The organism is Vitreoscilla stercoraria DSM 513, assembly GCF_000382305.1.
Classification (GTDB): Bacteria; Pseudomonadota; Gammaproteobacteria; order Burkholderiales; family Neisseriaceae; genus Vitreoscilla; species Vitreoscilla stercoraria.
On sequence record NZ_KB908025.1, the window covers coordinates 38,597 to 54,112 of the forward strand.

Below are 15,516 nucleotides of genomic sequence, written 5' to 3' on the forward strand. Positions count from 1 at the left end.
TCTCTTGGACAATAGGGTACAACATGGCACAAATCATGGATGTCAGAGTGTGGCAACAAGGCTGGGTACGGCTTTTTTTGAGCGTCTGTTTAGTGATGGTGATGCCTTGGGCTTGGGCAGACAATTTGCAACCCATACCTGATTTAACAGGTCCTGTGATTGATCAAGCCCAAATCATGTCGCCTGAAAGGCGTGAGCAATTGAACCAAGAGTTGCGCCAATATACACGCGAAAAAGGCAGTCAGGTGGTGGTGTTAACTGTCAATACTACGGCGCCTGAGGATGTGTTTTCTTATGGCATCCGTGTCGTTCAAGCTTGGAAATTGGGACGTGCGCAAGAGCAAGACGGCGTGTTGTTATTGATTGCCAAAGACGACCGCAAAAACCACATTTTGGTAGGGCGTGGTTTGGAAGGGGCGATTACCGATGTGGATGCGCACCGAATTTTAAGCGAAGTGGTACGCCCCCAATTTCAACAAGGTGATTTTGACCAAGGGATTTTAGATGCGGTTGCCAAAATTCAAGGCCTGATTGCAGGTGAAGCTTTGCCTGAAGCGAATATGGAAGAAAGCTTTGAGTCAACTTGGGACATTTTATTGGCCTTGTTATTGCCGTTGTTGATTTTTACAACGGTAATGAAAAAAATATTTGGTAAGCAGTTTGGCAGTTTGCTCAGCGCAGGTTTGGTGGCAGGATTGTTCAGTTTGTTTGGCATGGGGTGGCTTATCTTGTTGGCAGTGAGTGCGGGCGTATATTTGTTCAGTATTTTGGTGAATGTGAATTTGGCCAATAGCGGTGGCGGTGGTTGGCATGGTGACAGCGGCGGTTGGCATGATAGCGGTAGCAGTGGTGGCGGTTGGAGTAGTAGCGACAGTTATAGTGGTGGTGGCGGTGGCTTCAGTGGTGGTGGTGCTTCGGGAGATTGGTAATGCACACAACAAATCGTTTTCAACGTTTGTGGCGTCATGCCACAGCATCTCATAAAAAATGGCAACAACAGTTTCCCAAGTCGCTTTTAACACGCATTGAAACCTTGATTGCGGCGTCTGAACCAAAACATTTGGGTCAAATACGGGTGGTGATTGAAAACAATATGCCTTTGTCCGATGTGTGGGCGAACGTGTCACCACGTGAGCGAGCATGGCAATGTTTTGGTGAATTGGGCGTATGGGATACGGAATACAATACAGGTGTGTTGCTGTATATTGGTTGGAGCGATCGTGCTTTGGAAATTGTGGCCGACCGGGGCATCGCTCGCCAAGTGGATGAGCAAGTTTGGCAAAAAATTTGCCAACAATTGTCACAAGCTTTTGTCGCGCAACAATTTGAAACGGGTACTGAAACCGCGTTGCAACAATTGACCGATGTCTTGCAAGCACACATTCCACGCGATGGCAGCCATATAGCGGACAATGAACTGAGTGATGAAGTGGTGGTTCGTTAAACATTTACAGGACGCTGTGATAAGCGTCCTGTAAAGTTTCAGATAACTGTTACAATAGCGATTCATGAATACCATGGCACCCACATGAAGTACGATGCAGCCACACCAGAAGCCCGTTTGAAAAAAAGCCCGTACCATTGCCACATCTTTATTGGTTTTGGCGGCGATTATCTTTGTCATCAGCACCTTATTGTTGAAGCAATATCCGTGGCTTGCGTATGTGAAAGCGTTTTCAGAGGCGGCGATGGTGGGTGCTTTGGCAGATTGGTTCGCTGTGGTGGCATTGTTTCGGCATCCTTTGGGCTTGCCGATTCCGCACACGGCGATTTTGCCAAAAAACCAAGAGCGAATTGCCGATAATTTGGGGCAATTCATCCAAAATAATTTTTTAGACCAAAAAGCGATTGCCAAAAAAGTGTATTTTTTAGAACCCAGCCGCAAAGGTTTGGATTGGCTGTCTAAGCCAGAAAACCAAGCTTTCATTGCGCCATTCATTGTGAAGCAGATTCCTGCTTTGCTCAAATCTGTCAAACCAGAACAAATGGCACTGTTTTTAGGGCAATTGCTACAACGCCAATATGATGGCAAAAGCATAGGCACCACTTTGGCGCAAATGCTGAGCATGTTGCAAGCCAATGGTTACCATCACATTGCTTTGGTAGGTGTGTTGGAGCAAATTCGAGCATGGTTGAAAAATGAGCACACGCGAACATTGCTTGAAGACAATATCAATGCGTGGGCAGCCAAAATCAAAAGTGACAGCCCATCCAAATGGGACAAATTGGTTGCTGCTTTCAAAGGCAGTGCGGTCGAAATGGTGGATGGTTGGGTCGCGCGCAAAGTGCTCGATTGGGCGGATGATTATTGCCAAGAAGTCATCAACAACGATGACCATGCGATGCACCAAAGTATGGACCGCAAAGTCAGCCAATTGGTGTGGGCTTTGCAGCATTCAGACATCATGCACCGTCGCTTAAATCAAGTCAAAGATGGTTTGATTGAATCCGAAGCGGTACAAGGTTTTATTCAACATTCATGGCAAGGTTTGCAAAATTGGGCGCAAGAAGACGCCGAGAAAAACGATTCGATGTTGATGCAACAAGTGTTGAAAGTGTTGAATCAAATGTTGATTCAAGGCGCGGCACAGCCTGAAGTGTTGAGACGTTTTGATGCGCAATTATCATTGTGGGTGCGCGAATTGGTGGAGCAATACAAATTCAAAGTGTCTGATTATGTGGCCGATAAAGTCAAATCTTGGGACAGCGAGGAGTTGGTGGAAAAATTAGAGCTTAGCGTGGGTAAGGATTTACAATATATTCGCATCAATGGCACTTTGGTGGGTGGTTTGGTGGGATTGATCATTCACACCGTATCGGTTTGGCTCAGCTAATGAGGCGTCCTGTAAGTATTTGGTATAAAAATTTGGTAAAAATACGATTAGCCATGATGATGTAAATGAGAATAGGTTACAATTGGTGACAAACAGTCGTGTGTTGGCGGCTTGTTATTTTCTCATTTCATGAAACGACACGATTGATTATGGCTTTATTTTTCATCAAAAGACCGGTTTTTGCGTGGGTATTGGCAATTTTTATCACATTTGCAGGTGCCCTTTCTATTTTCTCATTGCCTTTAGAGCAATATCCCGACATCGCACCACCACGAATTTCTATTTCCGCCAACTACAATGGCGCCTCTGCTGAAACGGTTAATGACTCAGTTGTACAAGTGATAGAGCAGCGTCTCAAAGGCTTAGACAACTTGATGTACATGCAGTCAACCAGTGATTCTTCAGGACGCGCACGCATCACTTTAACTTTCTCTCCGGGCATCGATATCGATATTGCCCAAGTGCAAGTACAAAACATGTTACAACAAGCCGTTCCGCGCTTGCCTGAATCGGTGCAAAGCCAAGGCGTGACCGTGACCAAAGGTGGCCAAGACAGCTTGATGACCTTGGTGTTCACATCGGACGACCCTAAAGTGAGCAAAGTCGACATAGGCGATTATTTGTCGAGCAATGTCAACGATGTGATTGCTCGAATCGATGGCGTGGCGGAAGTTGAGCTTTATGGCAGTCCTTATGCCATGCGAGTGTGGTTAGACCCCAACCGTTTAGAACAATACCAATTGATGCCATCGGATGTCAGTGCTGCGATTAATGTGCAGAACAATCAAGTTTCTGCTGGCCAATTAGGACAATTGCCATCGCTGGCTGAGCAAATGTTGAACGTGCCCATTCAAGCACGTACCAAATTGCAAACAGTCGACCAATTTGAAAACATCATTTTAAAAAGCAAGCCAGATGGTTCTGTGGTGACAATTAAAGATGTTGGGCGTGTGGTTTTGGGTGCAGAATCTGAAAACGTCCAAACCAAAATTAATGGTCAAACGGGCGCATCAGTAGGCATTATTTTGGCAGATGGTGCCAATGCTTTGGATGCATCGGACGCCATCATGCAAAAAATTCAAGCATTGGAACCCAATTTTCCTTTGGGTATGAAAACATATGTCAGCCAAGACTCGACGCCTTTTGTGCGTGCTTCTGTCAATGCGGTAATCAAAACCTTGTTGGAAGCCATCGTTTTGGTGGTGGTGGTGATGTATGTGTTCTTGCAAAATTGGCGCGCCACTTTGATTCCGACTATTGCCGTGCCTGTGGTATTGATGGGAACATTTGGCGTGTTGGCGCTGTTTGGTTATTCCATCAATACGTTGACCATGTTTGCTTTGGTGTTGGCAATTGGCTTGTTGGTTGATGATGCGATTGTGGTGGTGGAAAATGTGGAGCGGGTGATGCATGAAGAGGGTTTAGATGCCAAAGCTGCCACGCAAAAATCCATGCAAGAAATTTCATCGGCTTTGATTGGTGTGGGCATGACTTTGTCGGCAGTATTTGTACCGATGGCATTTTTCCCCGGCTCAACAGGTGTGATTTATCGTCAATTTGCAGTGACCATCATTGCTGCGATGGCGTTTTCGGTACTGGTGGCGTTAACGCTGACACCTGCCATGTGCGCGACCATGCTCAAAGCCAAAGCACATTCGCATCATTCTTATGGTTTGTTTGGACGCTTTTTCATATGGTTCAATCGCATGTTTCACAATGTGTCTGTGCGTTATCAAACGATTGTTCAGGCATTGCTGCAGCGCTCTAAACTGATGTTTGCCGCATTTGTCAGTATTTTAGCCTTGTGTGCAGGGCTCTTTTGGTATTTGCCATCTTCGTTTTTACCGGAAGAAGACCAAGGCTCTTTGAGTGTGAACATCACTTTGCCCGCAGGTGCAACCGATGTCCGTGTGCAGCGCGTTGTGTCTGAAGTCAGTACTTATTTGGAAGCGCAGCCTGAAGTGGAATTGGTACATGCCATTACTGGTTTGGGCGGCAATCAAGGTTCGGCTCGTTTGTATGCCCGTTTGAAGTCTTGGGATGAACGTACAGGCAAAGACCAATCGGCTTCTGCTTTGGAGCAACGTGTTAGCCGTGAATTGAAAAAACGCAGCGATGCCAAAATTTTTGTCAGCTTGCCATCGACAGTGCGAGGTTTGGGCTCAGCAACGGGCGTGAGTTTTGTGATTAAAGACATGAATGGTGGAGGCTATGAAGCTTTGGTCGCGGCGAAAGACAATTCATTGCGTTGAGCCAACAAAGCCCATATTTGCGCGGTGTGCGTGCGACCAACCAAGATGACCGTACCCAATTGCAAGTGATTTTTGATGATCAAAAAGCCGTTGCCCATCAAATTAACACACAAGATGTGAATCGTTTGCTCAGTGAAGCTTTGGGTGGCTCTTACGTGAATGACTTCATTCACAATGGCCGTATCAAACGGGTTTACATTCAAGCCGATGCACAGTATCGCATGGCGCCTGAAGACATTGGGCAATGGAAAGTACGCAATGCCTTGGGACAAATGATTCCTTTGTCGACTTTTACCCATTTAGAATGGACGCTTGCACCGCCACAATTGATGCGTTTCAATGGCAATTTGTCTATGGAAATGATGGGCAATATTGGTGAGGGCGTGAGTTCGGGTGAGGCGATGGCAGAAGTGGTTCGCATCATGGCGCAATTGCCTAATGGTTTTGATTTTGAATGGATAGGCGGCTCTTTAGAAGAGCAAAAAGCAGGCAGCCAAGCGCCATTGTTGTATGCCTTGTCGATTGTATTTGTGTTTTTATGTTTGGCGGCTTTGTATGAAAGTTGGAGCATTCCATTGGCCGTGATTTTAGCGGCGGCTTTGGGTATTTTAGGTGCGCTGCTGGCAACGTTTGTGCGTGGCTTACATAATGATGTATTCTTTCAAGTCGGTTTGTTAACCACTGTGGGATTGGCGGCAAAAAATGCCATTTTGATTGTAGAATTTGCCGTGCAATTGCAAGAACGTGGTATGAAACTGTGGGAGGCAACAACCGAAGCTGCCCGCTTGCGTTTGCGTCCCATCATCATGACTTCGCTGGCGTTTGGCTTGGGTGTGTTGCCTTTAGCAATCAGCACAGGACCAGGGGCTGCCAGTCGCATTGCTATTGGTACAGCGGTTTTAGGGGGTACGGTAGTTTCTACCCTATTAGGCTTATTGTTTGTGCCTTTGTTTTTTGTGTGGATCAGAAGTCTAATCAAGCGTCCTGAAAGCAAGGTGTCTTCGTCATCATAATCATTTGGATACTGAGCTTGGACTTATTTTGAATGAACAGAGGAAGTGTGGTCAATGCAGTCTGAAGTGAAATTACATTTGCAGTCTCAAGCTCATTTTCATGCCCGTGCGCAATATTGGCGGGTGTGTGAAGTGGAATCATTGTATGACTTGCCGTTCATGGATTTGGTGTTTCGTGCCGCGCAAGTGCATCGTGAACATTTCAATCCCAATGAAATTCAATTGTCCAGTTTGTTATCCATCAAAACTGGGGGTTGCCCTGAGGACTGTGCTTATTGCCCTCAGTCTGCACATCACGATACTGGTTTAGAAAAACAAGCTTTTTTGCCTGTGGATGATGTGGTGGCCAAAGCCAAAATTGCCAAAGAACGCGGTGCAAGCCGTTTTTGTATGGGCGCAGCGTGGCGCGGACCACACCAACGAGACATGTCGCGATTGACCGAGATGATTGCAGCGGTCAAAGCTTTGGGTTTGGAAACATGTGGGACGTTTGGGTTGCTCAAAGAAGATATGGCGGCGCAGTTACAAGCCGCAGGTTTGGATTATTACAACCACAATTTGGACACCGCGCCAGATAAATATGCTGATATTATTTCCACTCGCCAATACGAAGACCGTTTGGATACCTTAGGGCAAGTCAGACATTCGGGTATGAAAGTGTGTTGTGGTGGGATTATTGGTATGCAAGAAATGCGCAAAGACCGTGCGGGCTTGTTAGCCAGTTTGGCCAATTTAGAGCCGCAGCCTGAATCGGTACCGATTAATCAATTGGTCAAAGTCGAAGGCGTGCCATTGGCGGACGCTGACGATTTGGATTGGACCGAATTTGTGCGCACCATTGCTGTGGCACGCATCATCATGCCAACAAGTTATGTGCGTTTGTCGGCAGGTCGCAGTGGCATGTCAGAATCCACACAAGCTTTGTGTTTTATGGCGGGCGCCAATTCTATTTTTTATGGCGATGTATTGTTGACCACAGAAAATCCTGCGGACGATGTGGACAGAATATTGATGGACAAATTGGATTTGCAGCCACAAACCAGAACTGAGTGATGTTGGCAGCAAACAAGATAATCTGTAAACGCAAATCATGGAGCAAACAATGGCATGGGTATTATTGACAGTGGCAATCATCGCTGAAGTGATTGCGACTTCGGCTTTGAAAGCCTCCAATGGCTTTAGCAATTTGTGGCCATCGATTTTGGCGGTTGTTGGCTATTGTGTGTCGTTTTACTTTTTGTCTTTGACGATGAAAACCTTGCCTACAGGTGTGATTTATGCCATTTGGTCGGGCATGGGCATTGTCTTGATTTCAGCGGTGGCGTGGGTTTTTTTCAAACAACGCTTGGATTTACCTGCTTTGCTGGGCATGGGCTTGATTTTGGCGGGCGTCATTGTCATTCAATTGTTTTCTAAAGCAGGACATTGATTTTATCTTGCTAAAGCCATCAAAAAGCGTCCTGTAAACGTTTACAGGACGCTTTTTGATGGTGCTTAATAGGCTTTGATTTGTGCAATGCGATAACTTCGCTCATTCGACAATGGCGCACCTGTTTGTCGGTTGCGAGCTTCGGCATAGCCTTCACCAATGAAAAAAATGCGTTGCGCCGCTTGAGCATCAAGGCGAATGAGTGAAGGTTGTCTGGCATCGAATTCAAAGCGTCCTGTAAATTGTTGTTGGTGATGAATTCGATTTTCGGTGAGATGTTGTTCTTGTAAATGATAGGTTTTGTCAGGGCGCAGTTCCAAATCAATGCGGATGGAATCACACTCAGGACAAGGAATGTGACCGACATATAAACCTGCCCAATCCAAGCTGTTTTCTGCGGTGTCACCTGTCATGGAATAGGCAAGGTGTTCACGCATGTAGTCGTGGTCTTGGTGGCGGGCGTGATTGGCGGCGATTTGGGCATGGGTGCGGTATTGGCAGGCGGCTAAAAAGAAGCTGCAAGCCAGTGCAAAAGACAAGGTTTTCATGGCTTCTTCTCACAAAGATAAGCATTCATTTAAACCCAAATCATAGTCAAAAGTTCGATGGTTTGCAGCTGCTTATAAAAAAGTGTCCTGTAAAGTTTACAGGACGCTTATTGTATGCAAAATCAATGGCTGATTATTCTAAAACCAAAATCGCTTCCGCTTCAACCAACACGCCTTTAGGCAAGCTAGACACGCCAATAGCGGCACGAGCTGGATAAGGTTGGTTCATGTATTTGGCCATGGTTTCGTTGAAAGTGGCAAAGTTAGACAAGTCGGTCAAGTAAGCATTCACTTTCACCACTTGGTCAAACGTGCCGCCAGCCGCTTCAATGACTGCTGCCAAGTTTTTGAACACTTGTTCGGTTTGTTCTGCAAAGCCGCCTTCAACCACTTCACCGGTTGCTGGAACCAAAGGGATTTGACCTGAAATCCAAACAGTGTTGCCAGCGCGAACGGCTTGAGAATAAGCACCGATGGCTGCAGGGGCATTTTCAGTGTGAATGATTTGTTTGCTCATGTTCATTCCTTTAAAAAGGGATTATAAAAATAACTGCAATAAGTCGTTTAAAAAGCGCTGCCCCAATGGCGTTGCTTGCAAACGTGTAGGGTTGGCTTCTAGCAAGCCTTGTTCGGTGGCTTGCTTGAGGGCATGGGCGATTGTACCAAAGTTTAAGCCTGTGCGTTCGGTGTACAAATGACTGGGTACACCTTGTTGTAAGCGCAAAGCATTCATCATAAACTCAAACGGCAAAGCGGCTTTGTCGATTGCGTCACGTTTGGTTGCAGAACCGTCTTTGATGCCATTGAAATAATCTTTGGGATGGCGCACACGCACAGTGCGCTCAATGCGGTCGTGGTAAGAAATCTTGCCATGTGCACCTGCGCCAATGCCGATGTAGTCGCCAAACTGCCAATAATTGACATTGTGGCGTGCCATTTTACCATCGCGCTGAAACGCTGATGTTTCATAACGTGTAAACCCATGTTCAAACAAAGCACCATGCACCGCTTCTTCAATGTCAATCAAATGATCGTCATCAGGCATGTTCGCAGGCGGCGTATGGCCAAAAGCGGTGTTAGGCTCTAGTGTCAATTGGTAGGCGGAAATGTGTGGCGCACCCAAAGCCATTGCCGTATTCACATCGTTTAAAGCTTGGGCTATGCTTTGATTGGGCAAGGCATACATCAAATCAATATTGATGCGTTCAAACAGTTTCAAAGCGGCTTCGATGGCAGTCTTGGCTTGTTTGTCATCGTGAATGCGCCCTAGGATTTTTAAATGTTCAGGGTGAAAACTTTGCACGCCCAAAGACAAACGATTGATGCCAGCATCGGCAAAACCTGCAAAACGTTCTTGTTCAAACGTGCCTGGATTGGCTTCCATCGTGATTTCAGCCGTTGGCAACACTTTGATACGCGCGCGCACGCCTGCTAGCAAACGGTCAATAGAAGCGGCCTGAAACACGCTTGGTGTGCCACCACCGATGAAAATCGTTTCTACTGAACGACCCCAAACGTAAGGCAATTCTTGTTCTAAGTCTTGCAACAAAGCATCGACATACGCATCTTCTGGTAAAGCGGCACCTGAAAACTGGTGTGAATTGAAATCACAATACGGACATTTTTGTACGCACCAAGGTGTGTGTATGTACAAAGACAAAGGCGGCAGGGCTTTCAGGCCGCTGCCTAAAGGGTGAAACTCAATCATTGAAAAACGCTTTTTCTGGAACATCCAAACCGTGGAAATGGTATAACTCATCCATTTTTTGCATCAAAGCCAACATCGCACGACCACGATGGCTGATGCGATTTTTCAAAGTAGTCGATACTTCTGCGGCAGTTTGTTTGTATTCGGTGACTAAAAAATGAGGGTCGTAGCCAAAGCCATTTTCGCCTTGGGCTTCTTCTTGCCAACAGCCTTCCCACACGCCATCAACAATAATCGGTTGTGGGTCTTCAGGTGAGCGCACCAACACCAACACGCAAGCATACCAAACGTTTTTGTTGCTGTGTTCGCGCAAAGCTTCAGACAGTTTGGCATTGTTATCCAAATCGCTTTTGTGTTCGCCTGCATAGCGGGCTGAAAACACGCCCGGTGCACCATTCAAAGCGGCAGCACAAATGCCTGAATCATCCGCTAAAGCTGGGCGTCCTGTAAGCGCACTGGCATGGCGGGCTTTGGCCAACGCATTTTCCACAAACGTATGGTATGGTTCAGGGCAATCGGGCACATCAAATTGGCTTTGTGGCAATACGGTGATGCCATAAGGTTCAAAAAAAGCTTTGAACTCACGCAATTTGCCGGCATTGTTGCTGGCCAAAACGATTTCATTGTGATTGAGCATTTTGATTTTCCTTTTGCTTGCGTGCCATCGCTTGCAATTGCTTGTGGCGCACAAATAACATGAAACTGCCGATTTGACACAACATGGCGATGAAGGCGGCAATAAAACACACCATTGCCATGCGTTGGCCATCGTGCGTCCACAAATAAGCCGCTGTCACCATCAACAGTGCAAATAAAATGGTGAACAATAAAACGGCCAATAAAGCGCGTCTAAGTGGATTGATTTTCATAAAGTTAAAAAAGGCAGCATGACGCTGCCTTGTATTTCTGGGTTAAGAATTAACGCAATTCCGTTTGCAAACGGCTCAAAATTTGGCTCAAATCGCTGCCTTGATACGGTGAGCCTTGACGGTCTAAGACTACTAAGCGATCACCACCTTCAATGGCAGTTAATTTGACAACCAAGTTTTCACGTGCAGGTGCTGCTGCTTTGGCTTTGCTGCCAAACATGCGTTTGAGCATGCCAGGTTTTTCAGTGCTGACGGCTTCGCTTTCGGCTGAAGTCGGTTGCACAATATAAATGCGTTGTGATGGTTCAATGTCACGAACGGTTAAACCGACACGATCTAAAGCCAAGCCAATGCGGCGCCAATTGCGTTCAGCATCGCCACGCACAATCAAGCTTTTACCCTCGATGCGTGCAAACTCTTGAATGGGATTGGTTTGAGTTTGTTCTAATTGCTGTTTGATTTGGGCTTCATTTTGACCAAAACGGTGCATGAAGCGACCTAAAAATGCCGCTTCCAAATTCACATCGCTGTTGCGAGGCTGCCATACCGTGTTGTCTTTGTTACGGCTGTTATAAACTTCTTCCATGCCTTTGTGAACAAATGCCACACGGATGCCCTTGTCAGTGCGCTCCATGCGAGAAATGAATTTGTCACGCTCAGAAGTTGAATAAATGCTACCCAAGCCGACTTTTTCTAACAAGAAGCGGAAACCATCATTGGGCAGCTTGGCACGGTTTTCAGCCCAATCGGTTTCCATAAAGCCAATGGCAGGCTCTTCGTTGCCGATGGTGAAGCCCATTTCTTGCCAGAAAACTTTCAGTTGAGGCCAGATTTCTTGAGCATTGACGCCATCCATCACCAACCAGCGTTGAGCACCATCGCTGACCATATGGACATTGGCCACTTGTGCCAAAATGCGTGAGTCAGCTTGAGTGGTTTGGCCTTGGCTGCGATTTAAGTCGCTGGCACGAACTGCACCAGAACCGGTTGGAATGACATAGCGGTCACCTTGATTGGGATTGGTTAAATCAGGTGGCACATCTAAGCGAACTTGGTTTGCTTTGACGGTCGATTCATATTTTAATGTGTCTTTGTTGCTATTTGAGCAAGCCGTTAAACTCAATAATACAGTCGCTGCGACAGTCAGTTGTATGGTTTTTTTCATCTATGCCTCTAAATTGGGATTAAATTAAACCAGCTTCTTGCATGGCTGCACGTACTTTTTCTTCGCCTGCAGCTGTCATTGGCAAGATAGGCAAACGCACATGAGGTTCGATAATGTTCAATTGACTCATGGCCCATTTGGCAGGCGCTGGGCTGGCTTCACAGAACATGTCCACATGCATCGATTGCAATGGGTTGTTCAATTGGCGCGCTTTATTGACATCACCTTCTAAAGCTGCTTGGCACATATCGCTGAATTCACGTGGGGCAACGTTGGCACAAACGCTGATGATGCCATCGCCACCACACAATAAAAATGCTAAGGCGCTAGAATCATCGCCTGAGTACAAAGCAAAGCCTTCAGGTGCACGTTTGATCAAATCACAAGCACGGCCAATATCGCCTGAAGCTTCTTTGACACCCACGATATTGTCAATTTCTGCCAAACGTAAAATGGTGTCATTGCTCATATCTACTACTGTGCGTCCTGGAACATTATAAATGATCATAGGAATGGCAGCCGCTTGTGCAATGGCTTTGAAATGTTGGTAAATGCCTTCTTGTGAAGGTTTGTTGTAATAAGGAACCACTGACAAAGTGTAATCTGCACCCAAACGTTCACATTCTTTAGACAAATGAATCGCTTCTGCAGTGTTGTTGGCGCCTGCACCAGCAATGATAGGGATGCGTTTATTGGCGTGCTTGACTGCGCATTCTACCACAGCCAAATGCTCTTCCATGCTCAATGTGGCAGTTTCACCAGTGGTGCCTACTGGGACGATGGCTTGAGTACCATTGTCAATGTGCCAATCAATCAAGGTTTTAAAACGTTCAAAATCCACTGCACCATCTGCATGCATCGGGGTAACGATGGCAACAATACTGCCTTTAATCATGTTGTAAGCCTTATAACAACCAAATAATGGGGTTAGAAACAATCGAATTGATAAAATAAATGTGGGCAATTGTAGCGTATTTTTGAATCTTGCCACACATTCAAAGCATTATTAATGGTTTAAGTTAAGTTAAAAAACACAAGAACTTTGCTTAAACAGTTGATTTATTTTATCTAAGAAGCATACGTCAAAACACCTATATACCGCAATATTCAGATATAACGTGGTAAAATACGCCGTTATATTGATTAACCGTTTTTTGAAGGACACTCTCACGTGATCAGCACGAATAATTTGACCATGCAGTTTGGCGCTAAGCCCTTGTTTGAAAATGTATCGGTGAAGTTTGGCGAAGGCAATCGCTATGGTCTTATCGGTGCCAATGGCTCTGGTAAGTCTACTTTTATGAAAATCTTGGGTGGCGATTTAGAGGCGACCGGCGGTGAGGTGGCCATTGAAAACGGTGCTCGTTTGGGTAAATTGCGCCAAGATCAGTTTGCTTATGAAGACATGCGCGTGTTGGATGTGGTGATGATGGGTCACACTGAAATGTGGGCTGCCATGACCGAGCGCGATGCCATTTATGCCAATATGGAAGCGACCGAAGACGATTACATGCACGCGGCTGAGTTAGAGGGCAAGTTTGCCGAATACGATGGCTATACCGCAGAAGCGCGTGCGGGTGCATTGCTTTCAGGTGTGGGCATTGAAGAAGCATTGCACAATACAACCATGAGCGAAGTGGCTCCTGGCTTTAAATTGCGTGTGTTGTTGGCGCAAGCTTTGTTTTCTAAGCCTGATGTATTGTTGTTGGATGAGCCGACCAATAACTTGGACATCAACACCATTCGTTGGTTGGAAGATGTATTGAACCAATACGAATCGACCATGATTATTATTTCGCATGACCGCCACTTTTTGAACGAAGTGTGTACACACACTGCGGACGTCGATTATGGCACAGTGACGGTTTACCCAGGTAATTACGACGAATACATGTTGGCAAGTGCCCAATCTCGCGAACGCGCGATGAAAGACAATGCCAAAGCCAAAGAAAAATTGCAAGAATTGCAAGAGTTTGTGGCGCGTTTTTCAGCCAACAAATCCAAAGCCCGTCAAGCGACTTCTCGTTTGAAACAAGCAGATAAGATTAAAGATGAAATGGTCGAAGTGAAACCTTCTACCCGTCAAAATCCATTTATCCGCTTTGAAGTAGACGAAAAAGCCAAGCTACACCGCCATGCCGTAGAGCTAGATGGCGTGAGCAAGGCATTTGATAAAACCTTGTTTAACAAAGTCAACTTTATTATGGAAGCGGGCGAGCGTTTGGCGATTATCGGCCCTAACGGTGCGGGTAAATCGACTTTGCTCAAATTGTTGGCAGGTGCGTTTGATGAAGAATATGCAGATGGTGTGACACCTGATGCAGGTATCATTAAATGGGCGGAAAAAGCCAATATCGGTTACTACCCACAAGACCATGAAAAAGACTTTGATACCAATGATGACTTGACTTCGTGGATGCGTGAATGGGGTTTAGAAGGCGATGACGAACAAGTGATTCGTGGTACTTTAGGTCGCTTGCTGTTTGGTAGCAATGATGTGACCAAAAACGTGCGCGTGTTGTCAGGTGGTGAAAAAGGTCGCATGTTGTATGGCAAATTGATTTTGCAAAAACCCAATGTCTTAATCATGGATGAGCCGACCAACCACATGGACATGGAAAGCATCGAGTCTTTGAACATGGCTTTGGAAAAATTCCCAGGCACGTTGATTTTTGTATCGCATGACCGTCAATTTGTGAGCTCTTTGGCGACACAAATTTTGGAATTAGACGGTGAAGGTGGTCACGATTACTTCATGGGTGATTACGAAACCTATTTGTCTAAAAAAGGCATCGTGTAAGTTTTGCCCAAAGCGTCCTGTAACATGTTTACAGGACGCTTTTTAAGAAAGCTGAGGTGAGAATGATTAGCACTAAAAATAAGCCGCAACGCATCCGTTACGATATCAAAATTCGCCGTTTGCAAGTGGCTAAAATTGAAGATTTAAGCCAAAGTCTGCGTGCCATTACCTTTACTGGTGAGGCTTTGGACACGTTTCAAAGCGATGGCTTTGATGACCATATCAAAGTATTTTTTCCCAATGCCGATGGTCAATTGGTATTGCCACAAATTGGTGAGCGTGGCGTGGCGTATCCTGAGGGCGTGGAAAAACCTGCGGTGCGTGAATACACGCCGACCGGCATTGATTTGGTCGGTCAAACTTTGCGTTTAGAGTTTGCCATACATGATGCAGGTCCTGCGACCACATGGGCGAAAAATGTGCAGTTAGGACAAGAAATCGCCATTGCAGGTCCTCGTGGTGCTTTGGTTTTGCCAATGGAAGTGAATCATTATGTGTTGGTAGGCGATGAAACAGCGTTGCCTGCGATTCGCCGCCGCTTGAGCGAGTTGTCACAAGGCAGTACTGCGTATGTATTTGCTGAAATCAACAGCGAAGCAGACGAAGTGCCTTTGCCAAGTGCGGCTGATGTGAAAGTCGTGTGGGCGTATCGTCGTGGTGCTGCGGTGACCAGTGCGCACTTTTTGTTAGAGCAAGTTCAGCAAGCGACTTTGCCAACGGATGATGTGCAAGTATGGATTGGCTGTGAGCGTGAGCAAGTGCGTGCTTTGCGTGAGTGGTTTTGGAACAATGGTTGGGACAAAGACGATGTCAAACATGCCAGCTATTGGAACAAAGGCACGGCGGCTTATCATGAGCCGCATGATTGATACCATCGAATGACTTCGATGATAAGCGT

The 15,516-nt window shown here is 46.1% G+C and carries 14 protein-coding genes and 1 pseudogene; 8 read left to right on the forward strand and 7 right to left on the reverse strand.

Features of this window, described 5'->3' with window-relative positions:
* Nucleotides 1-23: 23 nt before the first annotated feature.
* The 6 genes and pseudogenes from H150_RS0107255 to H150_RS0107280 all read left to right on the forward strand — a co-directional run bounded on the left by H150_RS0107255 (nt 24) and on the right by H150_RS0107280 (nt 7,528).
* Nucleotides 24-929: a TPM domain-containing protein gene (locus tag H150_RS0107255; protein WP_019958390.1), complete on the forward strand. Its 906-nt coding sequence runs from the start codon at nt 24-26 to the stop codon at nt 927-929.
* On the forward strand, nt 929-1,444 hold the full coding sequence (locus tag H150_RS0107260) for a TPM domain-containing protein (RefSeq protein WP_019958391.1): 516 nt from the start codon (nt 929-931) through the stop codon (nt 1,442-1,444). The genes H150_RS0107255 and H150_RS0107260 overlap by 1 nt, the downstream gene beginning before the upstream one ends.
* 151 nt (nt 1,445-1,595) lie before the next feature.
* The gene (locus tag H150_RS13965; protein ID WP_019958392.1) at nt 1,596-2,834 is read left to right on the forward strand and encodes a DUF445 domain-containing protein; all 1,239 of its coding nucleotides are present in this window, start codon (nt 1,596-1,598) and stop codon (nt 2,832-2,834) included.
* 149 nt (nt 2,835-2,983) lie between these two features.
* Nucleotides 2,984-6,099, forward strand: a pseudogene (locus tag H150_RS13970) (efflux RND transporter permease subunit).
* 54 nt (nt 6,100-6,153) lie between these two features.
* Nucleotides 6,154-7,152, forward strand: coding sequence for a biotin synthase BioB (gene bioB, locus H150_RS0107275; protein WP_019958393.1), 999 nt, complete (start codon nt 6,154-6,156; stop codon nt 7,150-7,152).
* Between the two features lie 49 nt (nt 7,153-7,201).
* Nucleotides 7,202-7,528: a DMT family transporter gene (locus tag H150_RS0107280; RefSeq protein WP_019958394.1), complete on the forward strand. Its 327-nt coding sequence runs from the start codon at nt 7,202-7,204 to the stop codon at nt 7,526-7,528.
* 65 nt (nt 7,529-7,593) lie between these two features.
* Here the strand turns inward: H150_RS0107280 and H150_RS13975 are convergent, their stop codons facing one another.
* The 7 genes from H150_RS13975 to dapA form a co-directional block, all read right to left on the reverse strand.
* Complete coding sequence (locus tag H150_RS13975) at nt 7,594-8,076, reverse strand: copper resistance protein NlpE N-terminal domain-containing protein (protein ID WP_051083010.1); 483 nt, start codon at nt 8,074-8,076, stop codon at nt 7,594-7,596.
* Nucleotides 8,077-8,209: 133 nt separating this feature from the next.
* A complete protein-coding gene (locus H150_RS0107290) occupies nt 8,210-8,593 on the reverse strand; it encodes a RidA family protein (protein ID WP_019958396.1) in 384 nt (127 codons plus the stop codon).
* Between the two features lie 21 nt (nt 8,594-8,614).
* Complete coding sequence (gene hemW / locus H150_RS0107295; RefSeq protein ID WP_019958397.1) at nt 8,615-9,784, reverse strand: radical SAM family heme chaperone HemW; 1,170 nt, start codon at nt 9,782-9,784, stop codon at nt 8,615-8,617.
* The gene (gene rdgB, locus H150_RS0107300) at nt 9,777-10,421 is read right to left on the reverse strand and encodes an RdgB/HAM1 family non-canonical purine NTP pyrophosphatase (RefSeq protein ID WP_019958398.1); all 645 of its coding nucleotides are present in this window, start codon (nt 10,419-10,421) and stop codon (nt 9,777-9,779) included. Before rdgB ends, hemW begins: the two co-directional genes overlap by 8 nt.
* Complete coding sequence (locus H150_RS0107305) at nt 10,405-10,653, reverse strand: NGO_0222 family membrane protein (protein WP_019958399.1); 249 nt, start codon at nt 10,651-10,653, stop codon at nt 10,405-10,407. Before H150_RS0107305 ends, rdgB begins: the two co-directional genes overlap by 17 nt.
* 49 nt (nt 10,654-10,702) lie before the next feature.
* Entirely contained in the window at nt 10,703-11,818 is a 1,116-nt protein-coding gene (gene bamC / locus H150_RS0107310; protein WP_019958400.1) for an outer membrane protein assembly factor BamC, read from the reverse strand.
* A 19-nt stretch (nt 11,819-11,837) separates the two neighbouring features.
* Nucleotides 11,838-12,713, reverse strand: coding sequence for a 4-hydroxy-tetrahydrodipicolinate synthase (gene dapA / locus H150_RS0107315; RefSeq protein WP_019958401.1), 876 nt, complete (start codon nt 12,711-12,713; stop codon nt 11,838-11,840).
* Between the two features lie 276 nt (nt 12,714-12,989).
* On the opposite strand from dapA, the gene H150_RS0107320 reads away from it, so the two are divergent.
* Together H150_RS0107320 and H150_RS0107325 are read left to right on the forward strand one after the other, a co-directional pair.
* A complete protein-coding gene (locus H150_RS0107320) occupies nt 12,990-14,618 on the forward strand; it encodes an ABC-F family ATPase (RefSeq protein ID WP_019958402.1) in 1,629 nt (542 codons plus the stop codon).
* A 62-nt stretch (nt 14,619-14,680) separates the two neighbouring features.
* Nucleotides 14,681-15,487: a siderophore-interacting protein gene (locus H150_RS0107325; protein ID WP_019958403.1), complete on the forward strand. Its 807-nt coding sequence runs from the start codon at nt 14,681-14,683 to the stop codon at nt 15,485-15,487.
* Nucleotides 15,488-15,516: the final 29 nt, after the last annotated feature.